Raw genomic sequence first — 19,305 nt, 5'->3', positions numbered from 1 at the left:
AATGCGGTTAATTTTTGATTTTTTATTACATTTATACAAGAGTTGAAAGCGTTCAATAGAACATTGCTTTTTATTTTTCAAGTAAGCTGAGCGCTTCAGCATCCGCAATAATCGTCACATCAGGGTGATTTTGCAGGCTACTTGCTGGGAGGTTCTCAGTCACTGGACCAGACACTGTTCCGGCAATGGCTTCTGCTTTTGATTCACCGTAAGCAAAGAGAATAATTGACTTGGCATCCAAGATGTTTTTAATCCCCATTGAAATGGCTTGGGTTGGAACATCTTCAATTTTATCAAAGAAGCGAGCATTGGCTTCGATAGTAGACTGGTCAAGCTCTACTAGATGCGTTTGACTGTCAAATGGAGTGCCAGGTTCGTTAAATCCGATATGTCCATTGCGACCGATTCCCAAGATTTGGAGGTCAACTGGATGGTCAGCCAAAATTTGGTTGTAACGTTCAACTTCAACTTCAGCATTGTCCTTAACCCCACGAGGCAAGAAACTTTCTTTAAATGGTTTTTGGTTAAACAGGTTTTCTTGCATGAAGTAACGATAAGACTGTGGGTTGTCCCCATCAAGGCCTACATACTCATCAAGGTTGACACTGGTTAGATTTGAAAAATCAAGGTCACTCTCAACAATTTCCTTGTAAAATTCAAGCGGACTGCTTCCTGTCGCAAGTCCCAATGTTTGAGCACCATTTGCCAACTTTTCCTTCAAAATCTCAAACGCAACTTTTCCACCTTCAACTTGGTTTTCAACTTTAATAACTTTCATCTTTTCATCCTCCGTTTTAATCTATATTTATTATATGGTATAGACCAATTTTTGTCAAGTGAAAACGATTTAATTTCTAAAAAAAGAGCGACTATACTTGAAACATGTTATAATGGATAAGATTAGAACTTAGAAAGAATGAACAGATATATGAATACAGCTGATTTTGATTTCCACTTACCAGAGGAATTGATTGCCCAAACACCCCTTGAAAAACGGGATTCCTCTAAACTCCTCATCGTCAACCGGGAAACTGGAGAAATGCAGGATAAACACTTCCACTCTATTATTGATATGCTGGAACCTGGTGATGCCCTTGTTATGAATGATACTCGCGTTCTCCCTGCCCGCCTTTATGGTCAAAAGGAAGAAACTGGGGGTCATGTGGAACTTCTCCTCCTAAAAAACACTGCTGGAGATGAGTGGGAAGTTCTGGCAAAACCTGCCAAACGTCTCAAGGTTGGTACTCGTGTCAGCTTTGGTGATGGTCGCCTCAGCGCTGTCGTTACGGAGGAATTGACCCACGGGGGCCGCATTGTCCGCTTTGAGTACCAAGGAATTTTCCTAGAAGTCTTGGAAAGTCTGGGAGAAATGCCTCTGCCACCTTATATCCACGAAAAACTGGATGACCGTGAACGTTATCAAACCGTCTACGCCAAGGAAAGTGGCTCTGCTGCTGCACCGACTGCTGGATTGCACTTCACCAAAGAACTGCTAGCAGAAATCCAAGCCAAGGGTGTTCATCTGGTCTATTTGACTCTCCATGTCGGGCTCGGAACCTTTAGACCTGTTTCTGTGGATAATCTGGACGAACACGAAATGCACTCAGAATTCTATCAGCTTTCTGAAGAAGCAGCTGCCACCCTTCGCTCTGTTAAAGAAAATGGTGGTCGTGTCATCGCTGTTGGAACCACTTCTATCCGCACACTGGAGACTATTGGTTCCAAGTTTGATGGGCAAATCCAAGCAGATTCTGGCTGGACCAACATCTTTATCAAACCTGGTTACCAATGGAAGGTCGTGGATGCCTTCTCAACCAACTTCCACCTGCCAAAATCAACTTTGGTCATGTTAGTTTCTGCCTTTGCAGGCCGTGAATTAGTCTTAGAGGCCTACCACCATGCCATCCAAGAACACTACCGCTTCTTCAGTTTTGGCGATGCCATGTTTATCTATTGATTTACATAATCAAAAAACGCATATTATCAGGCATTAAAACCTTGATAGTATGCGTTTTGTCATAGATAAAGAATTATACTCTTCGAAAATCTCTTCAAACCGCGTCAACGTCACCTTGTCGTAGGTATGATTACTGACTTCGTCAGTTTCATCTACAACTTCAAAATACTGTTTTGAGCTGACTTCGTCAGTTCTATCTACAACCCAAAAGCAGTGCTTTGAGCAACCTGCGGCTAGTTTCCTAGTTTGCTCTTTGATTTTCATTGAGTATTAAACAAAAAGTGAACAAACCTGAATTCTAATTTACAGAAGACTAGGCTTGTTCACTTTTTTATAGTCGCTATAAGATGATCTTATCTATAGCTTTTTATACATAATTATATATTCAGACATACTATTATCAATTGTGTCGCAGGGAGGAATCTGTTAACGCACCCATTCACCATTATCATTGACTCTATAGCCATCTATACTTGTATTGACCGCTAGCTCACCCGATGCATTTACATAATACCATTTACCACCAACTTGGAACCATTGATTGGCTTTCATAGAACCGTTGCTGTTGAGGTAGTACCATGAACCATTATTTTGTAGCCAACCTGTCTACATGGAACCATCAGTGTTATAGAAATACCACATACCGTTTTCTTGTTTCCAGCCTGTTGTTGGAGCAACTGGTTTAGCTGGTTCTACTGCTGCATCTGTTCCTTGATTAGATGTAACAGATACAGGATACGAAGGAATAGATGATTTCTTAGGAACAACAACTTTTTCAGGTTCTCTCGTACCTCTCCTTATACGTCTTTTTACCATCTCTTTTCTTGTTTGACGAGAGGTATGCTCAGTGACTGTCCCATCTTCTTCATCTACAGCATAGGTTGTAGTAAGCGTAATTTCACCAATTTCTCCTGCTTCTTCTACTTCTTGACCTTTATCAAGAGTTGGGTCATCGAGATATTCTGTTTCGATTGGAATAGCCTTTGTTTCAACACTATCCTTAGCTGGAACTTTAACGATAATATTTCCTACTTCATCAACATCAGTCTCCGGTTCCTCTCCTTTACGGCGGGTATCGTCTTTAATAAATGTCACTCCTGTTCAATCAGCATGAACAAAACTTGTATTCAAGATTCCTCCTAAAAATAAAGTTAGCCCGATTATTACAGAACCAAAAATCTTTCCGAGTTTACGTAATGCTTAGCGCTTATTGGGATTAGATTTTGCCATTACATCCTCCTTCTAAAAGTTACTACAAAGCGATTTTTTAACTAATACTAAACAAGATTAAAGAAGGAACTAGAACATCTGTCTTGTACTAATCAATATGCTATTTTAAAGTTGTAAATAAGCTTGGGATGCCAATTATTATATTTACAATAAATAGTTGACTTAGATGGAAACAGAAAAAATTCACTAGTCTTCCCTACTTATACCATAATAAATAAGATCCGCAAGATAGCCTTTTCTCTCCACACCATTGGTAATAGTTTTTAGATAAGACATTCCAGCCTTCTCCATGACACGACCAGAAGCTGGATTAAGACTGGCGTAACGAGCTCTGACTTTTTGAAAGCCTGCTTGAGTAAAACAAAAGTCTAACACAGCTTTCAAGGCCTCCGTCATCATACCACGACCCCAATAGTTTTTTCCTAAAATATACCCAATTTCACAACAAGAATCATTCTCATCCATTTCAACGATGCTGATATCTCCGATCACTTTCTCTGGATTTTCTTTGAGACAAATGGCCCATTTGTAATAGTTGGGATTGGTATAGGAAGCAACCCAATTGCGAATCGAGTTTCGAGTGATTTCGACATCAGGATGGGGATCCCAGGTGACGTAGGTTAGATTCTCAGCAGATGAAGCCCAATTCTGAAACATGGCTTCTGCATCACTCTCCACAAATCTTCTTAAAATCAAACGTTCTGTTTGTAATATTTGTGTACCGATAGATTTCACGATACTACCTCACTTTCTGATAGATGATTCTCTGTCCAATCTCCATTGAAATTTGTTTTACTTTTTAATTTCAAGGTAATAAGCTAAAAAGGCCCACTGGACCTTCTCTCACTTTCTCATTTCTAGGTGAGAGGCTAAAAACCTCCACTGGAGGTTATTCTTGCTCTCGAATTTCAAGGCAAGAAGCTAAAAAGGTCCCCCGGACCTTTTTACTCCCAAAAGTCATCAAATACGGTGATTGGTAGGTGGCGTTTGTGTTGGCCTTTGTGCCACCAGTTTTCGATTCTTGTTTGAGCTTCTGGGCTGATTGTTTTGCCTTCTAGATAGTCGTCAATCTCTTCATAAGTGACTCCGAGAGCCACTTCGTCAGCTAAGCCTGGTTTGTCTTCTTCTAGGTCTGCTGTTGGGATTTTTTCATAAAGGGCTGGGTCTGCACCAAGTTCCTGCAAAAGTTGTTTTCCTTGACGTTTATTGAGGCGGTAAAGAGGAAGAATATCCGCACCACCGTCACCAAACTTGGTAAAGAAACCTGTGATATTTTCCGCAGCATGGTCTGTCCCAATGACCGCTCCGCTATGGGCACCAGCAAGGGCATACTGAGCAATCATACGGCAACGAGCCTTGATATTGCCCTTGTTAAAATCTGAAACAGGACTACCTGTTGCTTCAACTGCAGCTGTCATGGCGTCTGCTGATTCCTTGATATTCACCACCAAGCTGACATCTGGTTGGATGAAAGCTAGGGCTTTTTGAGCATCTGCTTCATCGGCTTGCACTCCATAAGGCAGGCGGACAGCGATAAATTTGTAGCTGTCATCTCCTGTCTCTGCTCGCAGTTCTTCCATAGCTAATTGGGCCAATCGACCTGCCAAGGTTGAGTCTTGTCCTCCAGAAATCCCTAGTACAAAGGTTTTAAGGAAGGGATGTTTTTTCAAGTATCTTTTTAAGAAATCAATGGAACGACGGATTTCTTCCTGGGCATCAATCACTGGTTTCACACCCAGTTCTTGGATAATCGTTTCTTGCAAACTCATTCTTCTTCTCCTTCACCAAGGGCTTCCTTGCGCATCTTATCAATCAAGTCCATCTTGTCTTGCCATACATCACGCGCCAAATCCACTGGATAATGTTGAGGATTCAGCACGCGCTTGTACTCATCCCACAACTTGTCAAATTCCTTACGAGCATAATCCTGAATCTCAGTCAAGCTAGGCAGGTTGTAAATCAATTTCCCGTCTTTGAAAATACCCACCAAGAGAGGAACAGCATCAAAATTACGAACGGTCTTCTTGATGTATGTATAAGTCGGATGGAACATCTTGATTTCTGTCATGTCGCTCACATCCACACCATCATAAGTGATGTAGTCACCTTCTGACTTGCCTTTTTCACGACTGGTAATGCGCCACACCTGCTTCTTACCTGGCGTCGACACTTTTTCCGCATTATTAGACAGCTTGATGGTATTGCGCATTTTCCCATTTTCATCTTCGATTGCAACAATCTTGTAAACTGCCCCAAGAGCTGGCTGGTCATAGGCTGTAATCAGCTTGGTACCCACGCCCCAGACATCAATCTTGGCCTTTTGCATCTTGAGGTTGAGGATGGTATTTTCATCTAGATCATTAGAAGCATAAATCTTAGCCTCTGTAAATCCAGCCTCGTCCAGTTGCTGACGGACTTTCTTAGAAATGTAGGCAATATCCCCAGAGTCAATCCGCACACCCATAAAGTTAATCTGATCGCCCAGTTCACGCGCCACCTGAATGGCCGCTGGCACACCGATACGAAGGGTGTCATAGGTATCCACAAGAAAAACGCAATTTTTGTGGGTCGCAGCATAAGCCTTGAAAGCCTCATAGTCATTGCCATAAACCTGTACCAAGGCATGGGCATGGGTCCCCAAAACAGGAATATCAAAGAGCTTACCAGCACGCACGTTGCTAGTTCCATTGGCACCACCAATCACCGCTGCGCGTGTTCCCCAGATAGCCGCATCCATTTCTTGAGCCCGACGTGTTCCAAACTCCATTAAAGGTTCATCTTCAATGACTGAACGAATACGAGCTGCTTTAGTAGCCACCAAGGTCTGGTAGTTGACGATGTTCAAAAGAGCCGTTTCGACCAATTGACATTGGGCTAGAGGGCCTTCAACTTGCACAATCGGTTCATTAGCAAAAACCAAGTCCCCTTCTTGGGCAGAACGAACGGTCAGCTCCAACTTGAAATTGCGGAGGTAGTCCAAGAATGCCCCATGATAGCCTAGAGACTCCAAATAGGCAATATCACTATCTGAAAAACGCAAGTCTTCAAGATAACTCACAATTCTTTCCAAACCTGCAAAAACCGCATAGCCATTCTTAAAAGGCTGTTGGCGGAAATACACCTCAAAGACCGCCTTTTTATTGTGAATCCCTTGGTCAAAGTAAACCTGCATCATGTTAATCTGATACAAGTCCGTGTGCAATGTCAAACTATCATCTGGATACATACTTTTCCTACTTCCTTAACTAGAAATACATGAAAATTTTCAAAAACTTTCATGTATTCCAATAAATTAGTACTATTATATCACATTTTAGCTGGATTGAGAAAAGAGTAACAAGCTATTCACCACTCTCCAGTTCATCCATATCTTGTTCAAACTTTTTCTGAGCCCATTCGCCATAGCTCTTAAGACCAAGATTGCCAATAAAGACCCAGGGAAGGTAAATGACATAAGTAATTGCCCAAGCAGATAGGTATTTAACGTTCAAAGGATTGTGCTGATAAATTTCTATGTTGAATTGATAATTCTGTAACATCAAAAGAGCCGTAATAGCCAAGGTTAGACAAAAACAACCCAAAATCGTAAAATGAAAACGACTATAGTAGTTCACACCCAAATCTCGAGCACGGCCGAAAAAGTAAAAAGTTCCAATAATGATAATGATGAGAATCATTCTCGGATTAAAAAGACTTGGTGCTAATACTGCAATCATATAAGATAAAAGCAAGAAAGCTATAGAGATATAGAAACTTTCAGCCCCCGCTTTATTGATCAATTGTTCTTCTCTTTCGTCTAGTAATTGATAATAAAAAAATCTATTTTTCATCTTCTTCCTCCCAAAATAATTGATCCAAAGTTTTGCCTAAACATCTGCAAATGGACTGGCAGAGCGAGAGACTGGGATTGTATTTCCCCGCCTCTATCAAACCAATAGTCTGGCGCGTCACCCCGACAGCCTCTGCCAGTTGACCTTGTGTTAAATCAAGCTCCACACGAGCTAATTTTAATTTTATATTTTTAGCCACCTGCGTCCTCCTTTTAATTTTAAAAGTTGCGCCTCTTTTCAACAACATTATACCATATATCTAACTTAATGCAATATATAAATGTCATTTTGTAAAATTTTATTAACAAAAAAACTCTACCACAAAAAGATAGAGAGTTTTGAGTCTAAATATAGGATTTCAAAATATCGACGACATCACTTCTTTTCTTGACTTTATCACTTAAAAAAAGAAAAAAGAACAGCTAACCCCTTGCACCACAAGGGATTTCGCCATTCTTTAATCTCGTTTAAGTGTTGTATATGGAGCTTTGCATAATTTTTTAAAACTAAACAACTACATTAAGCTCGAACTGTGACACTAGTTCCATCTTCCTTATAAAGATTGATAAGCCCCTCTTTAAGAGCTCGAACCATGTCTCCAGCTTGAACAGGTTGTGGCACCTTAATAGTCAATAGTTCCATTGGATTTGGGGCGCGGTCGATTTTATTGCCTTTGGCATCGTGCAAATCTTCAATATAGGTTTCAAAATGACGGAAACCTGGGCCGTAAAACTCTACTTGGTCGCCTTCGTTAATAACGTTCCGTTGACGAATAGTTGCTGTCTGGGTTGCTTCATCATAAGCTACCACTTCAGCAACAAACTTGTACTCAGGGATTTTACGGCGAGCACCAAACAACTGCTCATTTTCAGATGGTGTACTGTAGTAGAAACCTGTAGCCAATTCACGTTGGGCAACCTTCCACATTTCGTCCACCAAATCTTGTTTGATAGCTTCAAACTTTTCAGGACTTTCAAGATAGGCATCCACAGCAGCCTTGTAGCAGTTGGTTACTGTTGATACGTAGTGAATAGACTTCATACGACCTTCAATTTTCAAACTGTCTACACCGTTTTCAATCATATCTGGGATATGGTCAATCATAGACATATCAACGGCTGACATTGAAAATTCTTCAGGAATTTCACCTTTCAAGCTCTTGCGTTCTTGACCAAATGGCATATCGTAAAGATCGTACTTCCAACGGCAAGACTGAGAACAACCACCACGGTTGGCATCACGCATACTCATGTGGTTGGAAAGAGTACAACGACCAGAGTAAGAAATACACATGGCTCCGTGGACAAAGGCTTCAATCTCAACATCTGTACGTTTGCGAATTTCAGCTAACTCTTCCATCGAAACCTCACGCGCCAAAACGACACGAGTCAAGCCCAGTTCTTTCCAGAACTCAAGAGTTTCATAGTTAGTGGCACTTGCTTGGGTAGAGAGGTGGATTTCAAGACCTGGTGCTTCTGTCGCTGCAATCATAATCAAGGCAGGATCAGACACGATAACTGCCGCAATGCCGATATCACGTAGTTTACGGAACCACTCACCAGCACCAGCTTCATTTCCTTCGTGCATAACCATGTTGGCAGCCACATAGACCTTAGCTCCATATTTGGCCGCAAACTGGACTCCTTCTTCCATCTGTTCAAAGGTAAAGTTTCCGGCACGGCTACGGAGACCATAGGCCTGACCACCGATAAAGACAGCATCTGCTCCATATTGAACAGCTACCTTTAGCTTCTCTAAAGTCCCTGCAGGTGATAAAACCTCAGGACGTTTTAATGTTTTTGTCATGTTTTCTCCTATTTGCAATATAAAAGTTTGACGTTTTTCCTTCTCATTTTATAGTAAATAAGCCATAAAATCAAGCCTAGACAGATTGTTTTGACAATTCTAATCTTTTAGACTTTGCATAATAACTGTTAAACTGTCGAAAATTAACCCAGTTTTAACAGGTAGTCAAAAAGTCTAGAAAAGTAAAAACCAGTACCCAAAGATACTGGCTAGTAAAAATACATAAATGAGTCCTTAGATGACTACTCCCACTCTATTGCTCATATAATGTAAAAGGATTGATACAGCCTAGAATATCGCTTTTTTATTTATTGTTCTGATATAAAACTGTTAGAATTGATTTGTTGTTTTATACCCAAATATGAATAGAGAAGTAGCTAGTAAGTTGAATAACATATGTGGAAAAATGGGAAATAGCAATATTACTAGAACTTTTAGAAACAATCAATATTTAAAAAGAAAAATGCTCAAAGAATTTATTAAACCATGTTATAATAGATATAGCTATAATTTTATTTATAACAAGGGGATAGAAATGACCGAATTAAAAGAAAAAATCGAAAAATTAGCTAAGAAATATTCTGATAACTTAAACATCAAAGTTCAAAAGAGAGTTCGTGAAATGGCAAAAGATAATAAGAGCCATTATTTGATATACAGAGTTTTAGGTATTTCATTTGAAGAAGGAGAAAATATCGATTTGTATCAAAATAAAGGTCGTTTTTTATACAAATATGCTGGTTCATTTTTAGAAGAAGCTGCAGTACTATGCTTTAACGAAAAATTTGGTACAGAAAATGCTAAAAAAGTTAAAATTCCTAATTCTGAAGGTACCAAACCTAAAACTTTTGAAATTGATTGTTTAGTTGAAGAAAAACACGCATACGAAATAAAATGGCGGGATGCAACTACAGATGGAGACCATATAACTAAAGAACACACTAGAATAAAAGTTATTCATAACAAAGGATATATACCAATTCGGTTAATGTTCTACTATCCAAATAGAACTCAAGCTATAAAAATTCAGCAAACTTTAGAAACTTTGTATAACGGTATTGGAGGGCAATATTATTATGGAGATTCTGCCTGGGAACATTTAAAAGCAGTGACCGGTATTGATTTACTTAGTATTCTAACAGATATTGCAGATAAAAAAACAGGGGTAAAATCAAAATGACAGTATTAAAAGGAGATAACTTAGAAATATTAAAAACTATTGAATCCTCAAGTATTGATTTAATCTATATGGACCCTCCTTTCTTTACACAGAAAACCCAAAAATTATCTAATAACAAAAATATTATGTATTCATTTGAAGATACATGGACTTCGATTGAGGATTACAAAGAATTTTTGTCTGTAAGATTAGAAGAATGCAAAAGAGTGCTAAAAAATAGTGGCAGTATTTTCGTTCATTGTGATAAAATTGCAAATCATCATATTAGATTAATTTTAGATAATGTCTTTGGAGCAGATATGTTTCAAAGCGAAATTATATGGAACTATAAACGGTGGTCTAATTCAAAAAAGGGATTATTGAACAATCATCAAAACATTTACTTTTATTCAAAGTCAAAAGATTTTAAATTTAATACAATTTTTACAGAGTATTCTTCTACTACAAATATCGACCAAATACTAGTGGAACGAAAACGAGATGGAAACTCTAAAACTATATATAAAGTTGATAATAATGGTAACTATATTCTAGCAAAAGAGAAAAATGGAGTTCCCCTTTCAGATGTTTGGAATATACCATTTCTTAATCCAAAAGCTAAAGAAAGAGTAGGTTATCCTACACAAAAGCCTATTCTGTTATTAGAACAAATTATAAAGATTGCTACTGATAAAAATGATATAGTTTTAGACCCATTCTGTGGAAGTGGAACTACTTTAGTAGCCTCCAAGATTTTGAATAGAAATTATATGGGGATTGATTTATCTGAGGAAGCTATCAATATAACTCAGCAACGTCTGGAAAATGTTATAAAAACAAGTTCAAATTTATTGAATAAAGGAATCGAAGCATATAGAACCAAAACTGAGGAAGAGGAAAACATTCTTAAATTATTACAGGCAAAAATTGTTCAAAGAAATAAAGGAATTGATGGTTTTTTACCTAAACATTTTCAAAAAAAACCGATACCTATAAAAATTCAAAAAAATAATGAATGCCTGAATGAAAGTATCTCTTTATTACAGAATGCTATAAACTCTAAAAAACTTGATTTTGGAGTAGTTATAAAAACTCATTCAGATAATTTATTATTTGATTTTGATACGATTCCTGAAAATATAATAGTAATTGACCATTTTGAACTTACCATCGAAAAATGGTTAAGTAAAAGTCAACAGTTACTATAGTTTGCAAATTATTTACAGAAAGAACAAAAAATGCTCTGAAACACTAATTTCAAAGCATTTTTTGTTAGTTTAAAATTATTCCCACTCAACTGTTGCAGGTGGTTTACTTGTAATATCGTAGACGATACGGTTAACGTGATCTACTTCATTTACGATACGTACTGAGATTTTTTGAAGGACATCCCAAGGAATTTTAGCGAAATCAGCTGTCATACCATCGATAGAGGTGATAGCACGGATAGCAATTGTGTAGTCGTACGTACGACCGTCACCCATAACCCCAACTGAACGAACACCTGTATTAACTGTGAAGTATTGCCAGATATCGCGGTCAAGACCAGCTTTGGCAATTTCTTCACGAAGGATAGCATCTGATTCACGAACGGTTTCAAGTTTCTCTTCAGTGATTTCACCCATGACACGGATAGCAAGACCTGGTCCTGGGAATGGTTGGCGCCATACGATATGATCTGGCATACCAAGCTCTGTACCAAGGGCACGAACTTCGTCCTTGTAAAGAGTGTTAAGTGGTTCAATCAATTCAAACTGCATGTCTTCTGGAAGACCACCAACGTTGTGGTGTGACTTGATAGTTTGGGCCGTATCCGTACCAGACTCGATAACGTCTGTATAAAGAGTTCCTTGAGCAAGGAATTTCACATCTTTGAGCTTGCTTGCTTCATCATCAAAGACATAGACAAACTCGTTACCGATGATTTTACGTTTTTGCTCAGGATCAGAAACACCGGCAAGTTTGTCAAGGAAACGTTTAGCAGCATCTGCTTTGACGATATTCAAACCAAACTTACCACCAAGCATGTCCATAACTTGGTCTGCTTCCCCTTTACGAAGAAGACCGTGGTCTACGAAGATACAGATCAATTGATCGCCAATAGCCTTTTGGAGAAGAACCCCAACGACAGATGAGTCAACCCCACCTGAAAGGCCAAGAAGGACACGTTTATCACCAACTGTTTCACGAATTTTTTGGATCTGCATATCAATGAAGTTATCCATTGACCAGTCGCCTTTAGCCTTACAAATATTAAGGGCAAAGTTACGAAGAATATCATTTCCGTATACAGAATGACGAACTTCTGGGTGGAATTGGATACCGTAAATGTGTTTATCTGGGTTTTCGATGGCTGCGTATGGGCAGTCAGCTGATGTACCTGTACGAACAAAGTCAGCAGGAATTTCAGTAACCGCATCACCATGGCTCATCAAAACAGTCTGTTCATCAGGTGTTGATTCAAAAAGCGCTGATGGTGTGTGAGTTAGGGTTGATTGACCGTATTCACGATTCCCAGCGTCACCTGCAGGGACAACTTTTCCTCCAAGTTTATGGGTCAATAACTGCATACCATAACAAATTCCCAAAATAGGAATTCCGAGTTCGAAGATTTCTGGGTCAATATCAAATGAACCATCTTCGTACACAGAGTTTGGACCACCTGAAAGGATGATTCCCACAGGATTGATTTCACGAACTTCAGCAGCTGAAATTTTATGGCTTTTTAGTTCTGAAAAAACACCAATCTCACGGATACGGCGTGAAATCAGCTGGTTGTACTGACTTCCATAGTCCAATACGATGATTTTTTCTACATCTTGCAAATCAGTTGAAATGTTGCTCATCTTTTTCCTTTCTCAAAAGAAATATCTTTTTCCAATATTCTATCACAAATAAGGGCGAATTACCAACTAAACAAGGCGAAGATTGACTTTTTCTAGTTTATTGAGGTACAATAGAGAAAAGATAGAAATGAAGTGAAAAATATGCTACCTGCTTATATGAAAATCCATGATCAGATTAAAAAGGATATTGACGAGCACCGTTGGGCTATTGGTGAGAGGCTTCCCAGTGAAAGAGATTTAGCAGAGCAGTTTGCGGTCAGCCGCATGACCCTCCGCCAAGCCGTATCTCTATTAGTCGAAGAAGGCGTCTTAGAGCGCCGTGTAGGAAGTGGAACCTTTGTATCCAGTACACGTGTACAAGAAAAGATGAGAGGGACAACCAGTTTTACTGAAATTGTTAAGTCCCAAGGTAAAGTTCCCTCTAGCCAGCTCATTTCCTACAGAAAAACCATTCCCAATGAGCAGGAAGTTGCCAAGCTAGGAATTTCTCCTACCGAAAATATTATCCGAATGGAGCGGGTCCGCTATGCCGACCAAGTTCCTCTGGTTTATGAAGTGGCTTCTATTCCTGAAAAATTCATTAAGGACTTTAAAAAAGAAGAAATCACTAGTCATTTCTTCCAGACTCTACAAAAACACGGCTACCGTATCGGTAAATCACATCAGACTATCTATGCTCGCCTTGCTAAAGAAAAAATTGCCCACTATTTAGAAGTTGAAAAAGGACACGCTATTCTTGGTTTAACTCAGGTTTCTTACCTAGAAGATGGTACTGCTTTTGAATACGTAAAAAGTCAATATGTAGGCGAACGTTTTGAATTTTATCTTGAAAATAATTAGATTACTACGCAAAAACTCTCTGTCACGGACGACAAAGAGTCTTTTTATTTTTCTAATAGTAAATCTTTCAAAGAAATCAGGGTTACAGCAAACAATATCATTGCCATACCAAGAAAATCAATAGGATAAAATTGTTCATCCATGATTAGGAAGGCAAAGAAAACCGCCGAGATTGGTTCAATTGAAGCCAACAAACTTGACTTAACCGGTCCTATCAGACTGGCTCCTTTTAGAAAGGCTGTATAGGCAAAGACAGTTCCAATAAAGATAATGCCCGCAAATGCAAAGAGAAAATCAAGACTAGTTGGGATAGTAGCCTCTAGAACTCCTGTAAAAGGAAGGGCGACCAAACCTGCTATGACCATTCCCACACCAATGACCAAGCTGCTCCCCCACTTCTTAATCAAGGCTATGGGCAAAATGATATAAAGAGCGTAAGTCAGAGCAGAAAAGAGACCCCAGAACAGACCTGCAGGTGTAATGGATAACTGGTCCAGTTGTCCATGAGTTGCAATAAGGAAGGTTCCTCCGATGGCTAATATGATGGAAACTATCTCTCCCAGCGTCGGCGCCACCTTATCCTTGATACAGCTATAAATCAAAATCCCAACAGGACAAACATACTGAAGCACCGTCGCGGTTCCTGCATTGGTCTCCTGAATAGCAGTTAGATAGGCGAATTGGTTGAGAAATAGACCAATTAGAGCAAAAATAAGAAGAGACAGCAAACTCTTTCTATCCTTTAAAAAGGCCAGCATTTTATCCTTTGCAGCAGCATAAGCCAAGAGCATGAGAATACCACCAGCGATTAAAAGTCGTAAGTTAGTCAAGACCAGAGCCGAAATTCCGTGTGCCATCAAGTATTGACCACTCGTTCCTGACAAGCCCCAAGCAATACCAGCCACAACTGTTAATAGAGTCCCTTTTAAACTGTTTGACATATCTCTCCTTACTCTTCTTTACGAATCAAGTCCATCACTTGATTGCGGTCTAAAATCCATTGAGCTCTCTCATCCTTTTCATAGGTACGATTTGATAGGAAAATAGCCGCTTCTTGCTTCTGGCGATTCCACATGATAAAGGTACCTGTATAGCCCGTATGGTCTAGCCAATCTCCCTCCAAATTCCATGCCAAAGAACGTTCCTTGTCATCCAAAGGAGAAAAATTTTGACTCAAATCTCTTGCAAAATCATCTGCTAAATAGTGTTCTAAAAAGATTTGTAAATCCTTTACAGTCGAAAACAAACCAGCACTACCAGCATGTCTGCCCAGGAGACGAGCCTTGGGATCATGTACCAGACCTGCCTCTACACTTCTAACTGTTGGAACAGCGAGCTCAACTGGCCCAAACTGGGTTTCCTTCATTCCCCAAGGTTTCCAAACTTGCTCCTGCAAAATCACATCCAGATCTTGATTAAAGATTCTTTCCAAGATAAAACCTAACAGCAAAAAATGGACATCCGAATAAAGAAAGGCTGGCTGACTTCGTCTATTGAGATGAAACATCGCTTCCTTTAATTCAGAAGCTGTTAAAAGGTCTCGATTGGGAATAAACGGATCAAGATCTGTTGCGTGAGTTAAGAGCTGGCGAATAGTAATGTCTGGATAATCACTTTCAGATAAAAAGTCGGTTACTGGTCTGTCAATATCTAATTGACCGTTTTCCCACAAGAAGGTACAAACTGTGCCAACCCCAACAACCTTACTGACACTAGCTAGGTCATAAAACAGTCCTGCCTTAGTCTGCAAGCCATGCTCTGGGTCACTCTGGCCTAAATAGAACTCCGTCCATTGATTGTCCTTAAAATACGCAAAAGAGGCTCCGGGATAAATCCCTGCCTCGATTTGTTCTTCTATCTTTTTAATAATCTTGGTCCGCTTCATACTTCTTCAAACCACAATTCAACATTATTTCTATCTTTACCAAGGAAGAATTTTTCAGACTTAGGAATAAAATATTCTGTAGACTCAAACTTCTTACGAAGACTTGCTATGTCTAATTCATTGACCAGGAACTTGAGCATAGATAAGTCCCAAGTAACCGTATTGTCCACAGTCAAATCCTGCCCCTGTGCTGGGATAAAATCAAGTGACGCCCCAATTTCAGATAGTTCCAAGAAACTATCTACATCCGTTGGGAGGTGTAATTCCATAGAAATTTCAAATTTACTTAAAGAAATTGACTCCAGATCTGTTTGAAATTCTGGCTTTTCTCCTACTTCTACTAGACTTGCTCTGTCATCTTCCGCATGAATCAAAATCAAATCATCTTCTGGTGAGAAAATTTCAAAAGCGTAGCCATTTTGACCTTTATATAATTGATGAATCGAATCTATTTTAGATAAGAGTCCTTCAATTTCCAAGGGATTTTCCACCTTGATAATCAATCTAGCTAGTTTTTTTCTTCCCTCTACCTTACGAGTGCGCATACTTGGAGCTTCTTCTAAAACCAGCTTCTCAAGACCCGTTTGGTCCCCTAGTGACAGAAAGGCTGACTCCTCTAACAAGGCCTTCATTCCAAGGGTTTCAATATAAAATGTTTCATTTAATTTTCTATTATTAACTTTTAAAGTAGGAATAATCCGTACAATTTGATTCACATTCATAAATTCCTCCGTCACTTTTTATTTTAAAGGATTTTAGAATTTTTTACAAGATATTATGCTCAAATTTAACATTATTTAGCTATTTAGTAAAGATAATCTTTCAAGGCTTTTGTCAAAACCTGATAACCGGGAACACTGAGGTGCAATCCATCAGTAGTATAGTCTTTTTTGAGTTGGCCCGCTTTATCTGTCAAACTATCAAAAACTGGCACAAATTCCACCTGCATATAGGCCGACGCAAGCTTTTGATAGGCTTGATTCCATCTCTGAATTTTTTCATTCGAGCGGATATAGACTGTCTGCTTGTACTCCTCTCCTTCATTGACTGGCAAAATGGAAAGCAATTTAATCTCTGTCAGTGGATAATCGCGAGCAATGGATTGAATGATCGCTTCGAGATTATTGAGAGCCTCATTCACAGGTACATCTTTTCCGATATCATTTGTCCCAATCAAAAGGACAATTTTATCTACTGCTCCACCGTACAGATGCGCATCGAGGTTCTCAAGTAACAGCTCTGTCTGATAACCTCGAATGCCTCGATTGACAATCGTCTTTGCAGTCCCAAATAGTTCCTGCAGAGGATAATATTCGACAATGGAATCCCCAATAAAAAGAATGTCTGGCTCTACAACAGAAACCTGATTTAAGTGACGATACTTGGTTTGGATTTTTTCTTGTTCCTTTAGGAGCCAATTTTCTAATAACTGTACTGCCACTTCATTCTTCTTTTTCTAACCAGTTTTCCAAGACTTGATAAACTCCGCCTTGGCTGTTGGCTGGCGCTAGAGCCGTCGCAACAGCTTTGGCCTTATCATCAGCATTTTCCATCGCATAGGCAATTCCAGCCATTTCAATCATTTCAACATCATTTTCACTGTCACCAAAAGCCATGATTTGTTGGGGGTTCAAGTCCCAGCGCTTGAGTAATTCTTCCAAGCCCCATGCTTTATGAATTCCAGCTTGAAGGATATCAATGCAACCATAGCCACTGGATACAGCTCGGACACGACCATCAAAGAGGTCATTGATTTCTTCCAAAACCGAACTCAAACGTTCCTCACCAACAACCATACTCATCTTGAGCACACCACCAAAGAGGTCGGATGTTAATTCATCTACAAAATGCATCCGTTGGTAGAATTTTTCAATCATTTCTGGAGTCATAAAACTTTCAAGGTCTGTAAAAATCGTTCCTTCCTTGACGAAACCACCCTTCATACCCGTTACAACAAATTGATTTTGACACGCTCGCCCCTCGAAATGAGCCAAAGCTTTATCGACAATGGCATCATCCCAAGTCTGAGCTTGAATCAATTCGTTGTTTTCAAAAATACGAGCACCGTTGGCAACAACCAGAACCACTCGATTCACCAAGTGCTCCAGTAGTTGCCTCATGCGGTGAATTTCATTGCCCGTCGCGATGACAAAACGAATTCCCCTTTGATCCAACTGATCTAAAAGCTTTTCCAAGCGTGGGAGATCCAGCTGACCTCTAGCATCCAGCAAGGTCCCATCCATATCTGTCGCAATTACCTTAATCGTCATTTTCTTTCCTCTGAATTCAAGCTAATCCCACTTCAATCCTACATGTTCGTTCATTTCTTTATAGGATGTATCAATTCGTTCCTTAGTCGCTTCATCTAATTGGTCACGATGACTGCCACCCTCGATGAAATCTTCCAAGATATAGGTTTGATAATGATATAAAGGATAGCCTTCTGGTGAAAAGGTTCCCTTTGGTGTTCGATTGACCCAAGTAGGATGAGCTTTAGCTGTTCCGATAGTTGTTTTTCCATCCTTCTTCTTAATGGTCACGTCCATGAGAACGCCACGTTCAGTCCACTTAGCATTTTCTTCATCTCCCATAGATTCAATTCGTTGATTGGAAATGAAGTTCCCCATTGAATAGATAATGAGTTTCTTTTCTCCATCTTTTTCAACCGTTTCAGATGGTTCAACAACGTGAGGATGCCCTCCAAAGATGATATCCGCCCCCCAATCAATCATCTTGTGATAAAGAGCTTTTTGTTCTTCAGTTGGTTCCAATCGATACTCAACACCCATCTGAGGCATGATAATGGTGATATCTGCTTCCTTCTCTGCCCGTTCAATTTCAGCCTTCATCTTATCTTCGTTTAAATCTGAAAGATAACGATTATAGTCTTCCTGAGAAATATACTGCTCAATTCCATTGAATCCATAGGAATAGGCTAATAGTGCAACCTTGATACCATTCACTTCCTTAATGACCAGCGGAGCCTGATCACGTGGTTCATGCGTATAAACTCCGATTGGAGTGATTCCAGCTTTCTCAATAATATCGGCCGTTGAAATAACTCCCTCAATTTGCGAATCCAAAATATGATTATGAGCTAAATCCAGCACATGATAACCTGCATCCTTAATGGCATCCATAACTTCAGCAGGAGCATTAAAGAGAGGATAACCTGCTAAATAATGATCCTTATTAATGGTTCCTTCAAAATCACCAATAGCTAAATCTGCTTGCTTAAGCCAAGGTGTCACATACTCAAAATTCTCATGAAAGTCATAGGTACCGTCTTCTTTTTTAGCTGAAAAGAAAAGTCCATCGTGGTAGAGCAAATCTCCGTTGGCCATAATTCTAGCAGATTTTTCCTCTTCCTGCTCCTGAGACTTTTGCTTAGTCCCTTCTTGAGAAATAGTATCTCGTTTTTGACTGGTCAGAGGCATGCCTTGGAAACTTTCAAACAACAAGACCAAGCCCATTGATAAAGCAACTGCTAGCAAGAGTACCGCCACAAATCCTTTATTGCTCCACCTGCGATAACTCCTAAAAAAGTTTACCAAGCCCTTCATAAAACGAAAAGCTAAACCACCCTGATTTCTATCTTGTCTTCTTTGCATTTTCTCTCCTTTCATTACCTCTACATGATAACACAAAATGACAAGGATTGAAAGTATTACAGCCTTTAGGATTTATAGAAAATAGATAGGATGTTCAATTCATACTCAATGAAAATCAAAGAGCAAACTAGGAAGCTAGCC

At 39.4% G+C, this 19,305-nt stretch carries 19 protein-coding genes and 1 pseudogene; 4 read left to right on the top strand and 16 right to left on the bottom strand.

The window, feature by feature from the left end:
• Window positions 1-70: 70 nt before the first annotated feature.
• The gene (locus WKI23_RS08560; protein ID WP_368079625.1) at window positions 71-778 is read right to left on the bottom strand and encodes a glucosamine-6-phosphate deaminase; all 708 of its coding nucleotides are present in this window, start codon (window positions 776-778) and stop codon (window positions 71-73) included.
• Window positions 779-928: 150 nt separating this feature from the next.
• Between WKI23_RS08560 and queA the strand changes: the two genes are divergently transcribed.
• Window positions 929-1,957 carry a tRNA preQ1(34) S-adenosylmethionine ribosyltransferase-isomerase QueA gene (gene queA, locus WKI23_RS08555; protein WP_368079626.1) on the top strand — a complete coding sequence of 343 codons (1,029 nt, stop codon included), beginning with the start codon at window positions 929-931 and terminating at the stop codon, window positions 1,955-1,957.
• Window positions 1,958-1,990: 33 nt separating this feature from the next.
• On the opposite strand, the gene WKI23_RS08550 is transcribed toward queA, so the two are convergent.
• The 8 genes and pseudogenes from WKI23_RS08550 to WKI23_RS08515 form a co-directional block, all read right to left on the bottom strand.
• Window positions 1,991-2,221: a hypothetical protein gene (locus tag WKI23_RS08550; RefSeq protein ID WP_368079624.1), complete on the bottom strand. Its 231-nt coding sequence runs from the start codon at window positions 2,219-2,221 to the stop codon at window positions 1,991-1,993.
• Window positions 2,222-2,383: 162 nt separating this feature from the next.
• Window positions 2,384-2,977: pseudogene (locus WKI23_RS08545) on the bottom strand (G5 domain-containing protein); the annotation flags it as partial.
• Between the two features lie 396 nt (window positions 2,978-3,373).
• Window positions 3,374-3,922, bottom strand: coding sequence for a GNAT family N-acetyltransferase (locus WKI23_RS08540; RefSeq protein ID WP_368079623.1), 549 nt, complete (start codon window positions 3,920-3,922; stop codon window positions 3,374-3,376).
• Between the two features lie 209 nt (window positions 3,923-4,131).
• A complete protein-coding gene (nadE, locus tag WKI23_RS08535) occupies window positions 4,132-4,956 on the bottom strand; it encodes an ammonia-dependent NAD(+) synthetase (RefSeq protein WP_368079622.1) in 825 nt (274 codons plus the stop codon).
• Entirely contained in the window at window positions 4,953-6,413 is a 1,461-nt protein-coding gene (locus WKI23_RS08530; protein ID WP_368079621.1) for a nicotinate phosphoribosyltransferase, read from the bottom strand. Before WKI23_RS08530 ends, nadE begins: the two co-directional genes overlap by 4 nt.
• Before the next feature lie 115 nt (window positions 6,414-6,528).
• Window positions 6,529-7,017, bottom strand: a complete 489-nt coding sequence (locus WKI23_RS08525; RefSeq protein ID WP_368079620.1) for a DUF6773 family protein — start codon at window positions 7,015-7,017, stop codon at window positions 6,529-6,531.
• On the bottom strand, window positions 7,007-7,216 hold the full coding sequence (locus tag WKI23_RS08520; protein WP_368079619.1) for a helix-turn-helix transcriptional regulator: 210 nt from the start codon (window positions 7,214-7,216) through the stop codon (window positions 7,007-7,009). The genes WKI23_RS08525 and WKI23_RS08520 overlap by 11 nt, the downstream gene beginning before the upstream one ends.
• Window positions 7,217-7,536: 320 nt before the next feature.
• Window positions 7,537-8,823: a U32 family peptidase gene (locus WKI23_RS08515; RefSeq protein ID WP_368079618.1), complete on the bottom strand. Its 1,287-nt coding sequence runs from the start codon at window positions 8,821-8,823 to the stop codon at window positions 7,537-7,539.
• 361 nt (window positions 8,824-9,184) lie between these two features.
• Here WKI23_RS08515 and WKI23_RS08510 point away from each other — a divergent pair, with 361 nt between their 5' ends.
• Together WKI23_RS08510 and WKI23_RS08505 are read left to right on the top strand one after the other, a co-directional pair.
• A complete protein-coding gene (locus WKI23_RS08510; protein ID WP_368079617.1) occupies window positions 9,185-10,003 on the top strand; it encodes an ApaLI family restriction endonuclease in 819 nt (272 codons plus the stop codon).
• Window positions 10,000-11,190: a site-specific DNA-methyltransferase gene (locus tag WKI23_RS08505; protein ID WP_368079616.1), complete on the top strand. Its 1,191-nt coding sequence runs from the start codon at window positions 10,000-10,002 to the stop codon at window positions 11,188-11,190. Before WKI23_RS08510 ends, WKI23_RS08505 begins: the two co-directional genes overlap by 4 nt.
• A 75-nt stretch (window positions 11,191-11,265) precedes the next feature.
• Here WKI23_RS08505 and guaA read toward each other — a convergent pair whose 3' ends face one another.
• Window positions 11,266-12,828, bottom strand: coding sequence for a glutamine-hydrolyzing GMP synthase (gene guaA, locus WKI23_RS08500; RefSeq protein ID WP_000065711.1), 1,563 nt, complete (start codon window positions 12,826-12,828; stop codon window positions 11,266-11,268).
• Window positions 12,829-12,969: 141 nt separating this feature from the next.
• Here guaA and WKI23_RS08495 point away from each other — a divergent pair, with 141 nt between their 5' ends.
• Window positions 12,970-13,668: a GntR family transcriptional regulator gene (locus WKI23_RS08495; RefSeq protein WP_033683857.1), complete on the top strand. Its 699-nt coding sequence runs from the start codon at window positions 12,970-12,972 to the stop codon at window positions 13,666-13,668.
• Window positions 13,669-13,712: 44 nt separating this feature from the next.
• Here WKI23_RS08495 and WKI23_RS08490 read toward each other — a convergent pair whose 3' ends face one another.
• The 6 genes from WKI23_RS08490 to WKI23_RS08465 form a co-directional block, all read right to left on the bottom strand.
• Entirely contained in the window at window positions 13,713-14,609 is an 897-nt protein-coding gene (locus WKI23_RS08490; RefSeq protein WP_368079615.1) for a DMT family transporter, read from the bottom strand.
• An 8-nt stretch (window positions 14,610-14,617) separates the two neighbouring features.
• The gene (locus tag WKI23_RS08485; protein ID WP_368079614.1) at window positions 14,618-15,553 is read right to left on the bottom strand and encodes a serine hydrolase domain-containing protein; all 936 of its coding nucleotides are present in this window, start codon (window positions 15,551-15,553) and stop codon (window positions 14,618-14,620) included.
• On the bottom strand, window positions 15,550-16,275 hold the full coding sequence (locus tag WKI23_RS08480) for a CppA N-terminal domain-containing protein (RefSeq protein ID WP_368079613.1): 726 nt from the start codon (window positions 16,273-16,275) through the stop codon (window positions 15,550-15,552). The genes WKI23_RS08485 and WKI23_RS08480 overlap by 4 nt, the downstream gene beginning before the upstream one ends.
• A gap of 83 nt (window positions 16,276-16,358) precedes the next feature.
• Window positions 16,359-16,994, bottom strand: a complete 636-nt coding sequence (locus WKI23_RS08475) for an SGNH/GDSL hydrolase family protein (protein WP_368079612.1) — start codon at window positions 16,992-16,994, stop codon at window positions 16,359-16,361.
• Between the two features lies 1 nt (window position 16,995).
• The gene (locus tag WKI23_RS08470; protein WP_368079611.1) at window positions 16,996-17,823 is read right to left on the bottom strand and encodes an HAD family hydrolase; all 828 of its coding nucleotides are present in this window, start codon (window positions 17,821-17,823) and stop codon (window positions 16,996-16,998) included.
• A 21-nt stretch (window positions 17,824-17,844) separates the two neighbouring features.
• Window positions 17,845-19,164 (bottom strand): CapA family protein, encoded by a 1,320-nt coding sequence (locus WKI23_RS08465; RefSeq protein ID WP_368079610.1) that lies wholly within the window; start codon window positions 19,162-19,164, stop codon window positions 17,845-17,847.
• Between the last annotated feature and the right edge of the window lie 141 nt (window positions 19,165-19,305).

Origin of the sequence: Streptococcus pseudopneumoniae, from assembly GCF_038148955.1 — a bacterium.
Taxonomy (GTDB): Bacteria; Bacillota; Bacilli; order Lactobacillales; family Streptococcaceae; genus Streptococcus; species Streptococcus pseudopneumoniae_T.
The sequence above is the reverse complement of the archived record's forward strand: the minus strand, read 5'-3'. Positions and strand labels throughout refer to the sequence as shown.

Excerpts from the sequence above, each read along its gene's own strand:
- WKI23_RS08510 (WP_368079617.1), top strand. The coding sequence starts at position 9,185 with ATGAATAGAGAAGTAGCTAGTAAGTTGAATAACATATGTGGAAAAATG.
- WKI23_RS08480 (WP_368079613.1), bottom strand. The coding sequence starts at position 16,275 with ATGAATGTGAATCAAATTGTACGGATTATTCCTACTTTAAAAGTTAAT.
- queA (WP_368079626.1), top strand. The coding sequence starts at position 929 with ATGAATACAGCTGATTTTGATTTCCACTTACCAGAGGAATTGATTGCC.
- WKI23_RS08465 (WP_368079610.1), bottom strand. The coding sequence starts at position 19,164 with ATGCAAAGAAGACAAGATAGAAATCAGGGTGGTTTAGCTTTTCGTTTT.
- WKI23_RS08525 (WP_368079620.1), bottom strand. The coding sequence starts at position 7,017 with ATGAAAAATAGATTTTTTTATTATCAATTACTAGACGAAAGAGAAGAA.
- nadE (WP_368079622.1), bottom strand. The coding sequence starts at position 4,956 with ATGAGTTTGCAAGAAACGATTATCCAAGAACTGGGTGTGAAACCAGTG.
- WKI23_RS08495 (WP_033683857.1), top strand. The coding sequence starts at position 12,970 with ATGCTACCTGCTTATATGAAAATCCATGATCAGATTAAAAAGGATATT.
- WKI23_RS08470 (WP_368079611.1), bottom strand. The coding sequence starts at position 17,823 with ATGACGATTAAGGTAATTGCGACAGATATGGATGGGACCTTGCTGGAT.
- WKI23_RS08505 (WP_368079616.1), top strand. The coding sequence starts at position 10,000 with ATGACAGTATTAAAAGGAGATAACTTAGAAATATTAAAAACTATTGAA.
- WKI23_RS08560 (WP_368079625.1), bottom strand. The coding sequence starts at position 778 with ATGAAAGTTATTAAAGTTGAAAACCAAGTTGAAGGTGGAAAAGTTGCG.
- WKI23_RS08485 (WP_368079614.1), bottom strand. The coding sequence starts at position 15,553 with ATGAAGCGGACCAAGATTATTAAAAAGATAGAAGAACAAATCGAGGCA.
- guaA (WP_000065711.1), bottom strand. The coding sequence starts at position 12,828 with ATGAGCAACATTTCAACTGATTTGCAAGATGTAGAAAAAATCATCGTA.
- WKI23_RS08530 (WP_368079621.1), bottom strand. The coding sequence starts at position 6,413 with ATGTATCCAGATGATAGTTTGACATTGCACACGGACTTGTATCAGATT.
- WKI23_RS08515 (WP_368079618.1), bottom strand. The coding sequence starts at position 8,823 with ATGACAAAAACATTAAAACGTCCTGAGGTTTTATCACCTGCAGGGACT.
- WKI23_RS08550 (WP_368079624.1), bottom strand. The coding sequence starts at position 2,221 with ATGAAAATCAAAGAGCAAACTAGGAAACTAGCCGCAGGTTGCTCAAAG.
- WKI23_RS08490 (WP_368079615.1), bottom strand. The coding sequence starts at position 14,609 with ATGTCAAACAGTTTAAAAGGGACTCTATTAACAGTTGTGGCTGGTATT.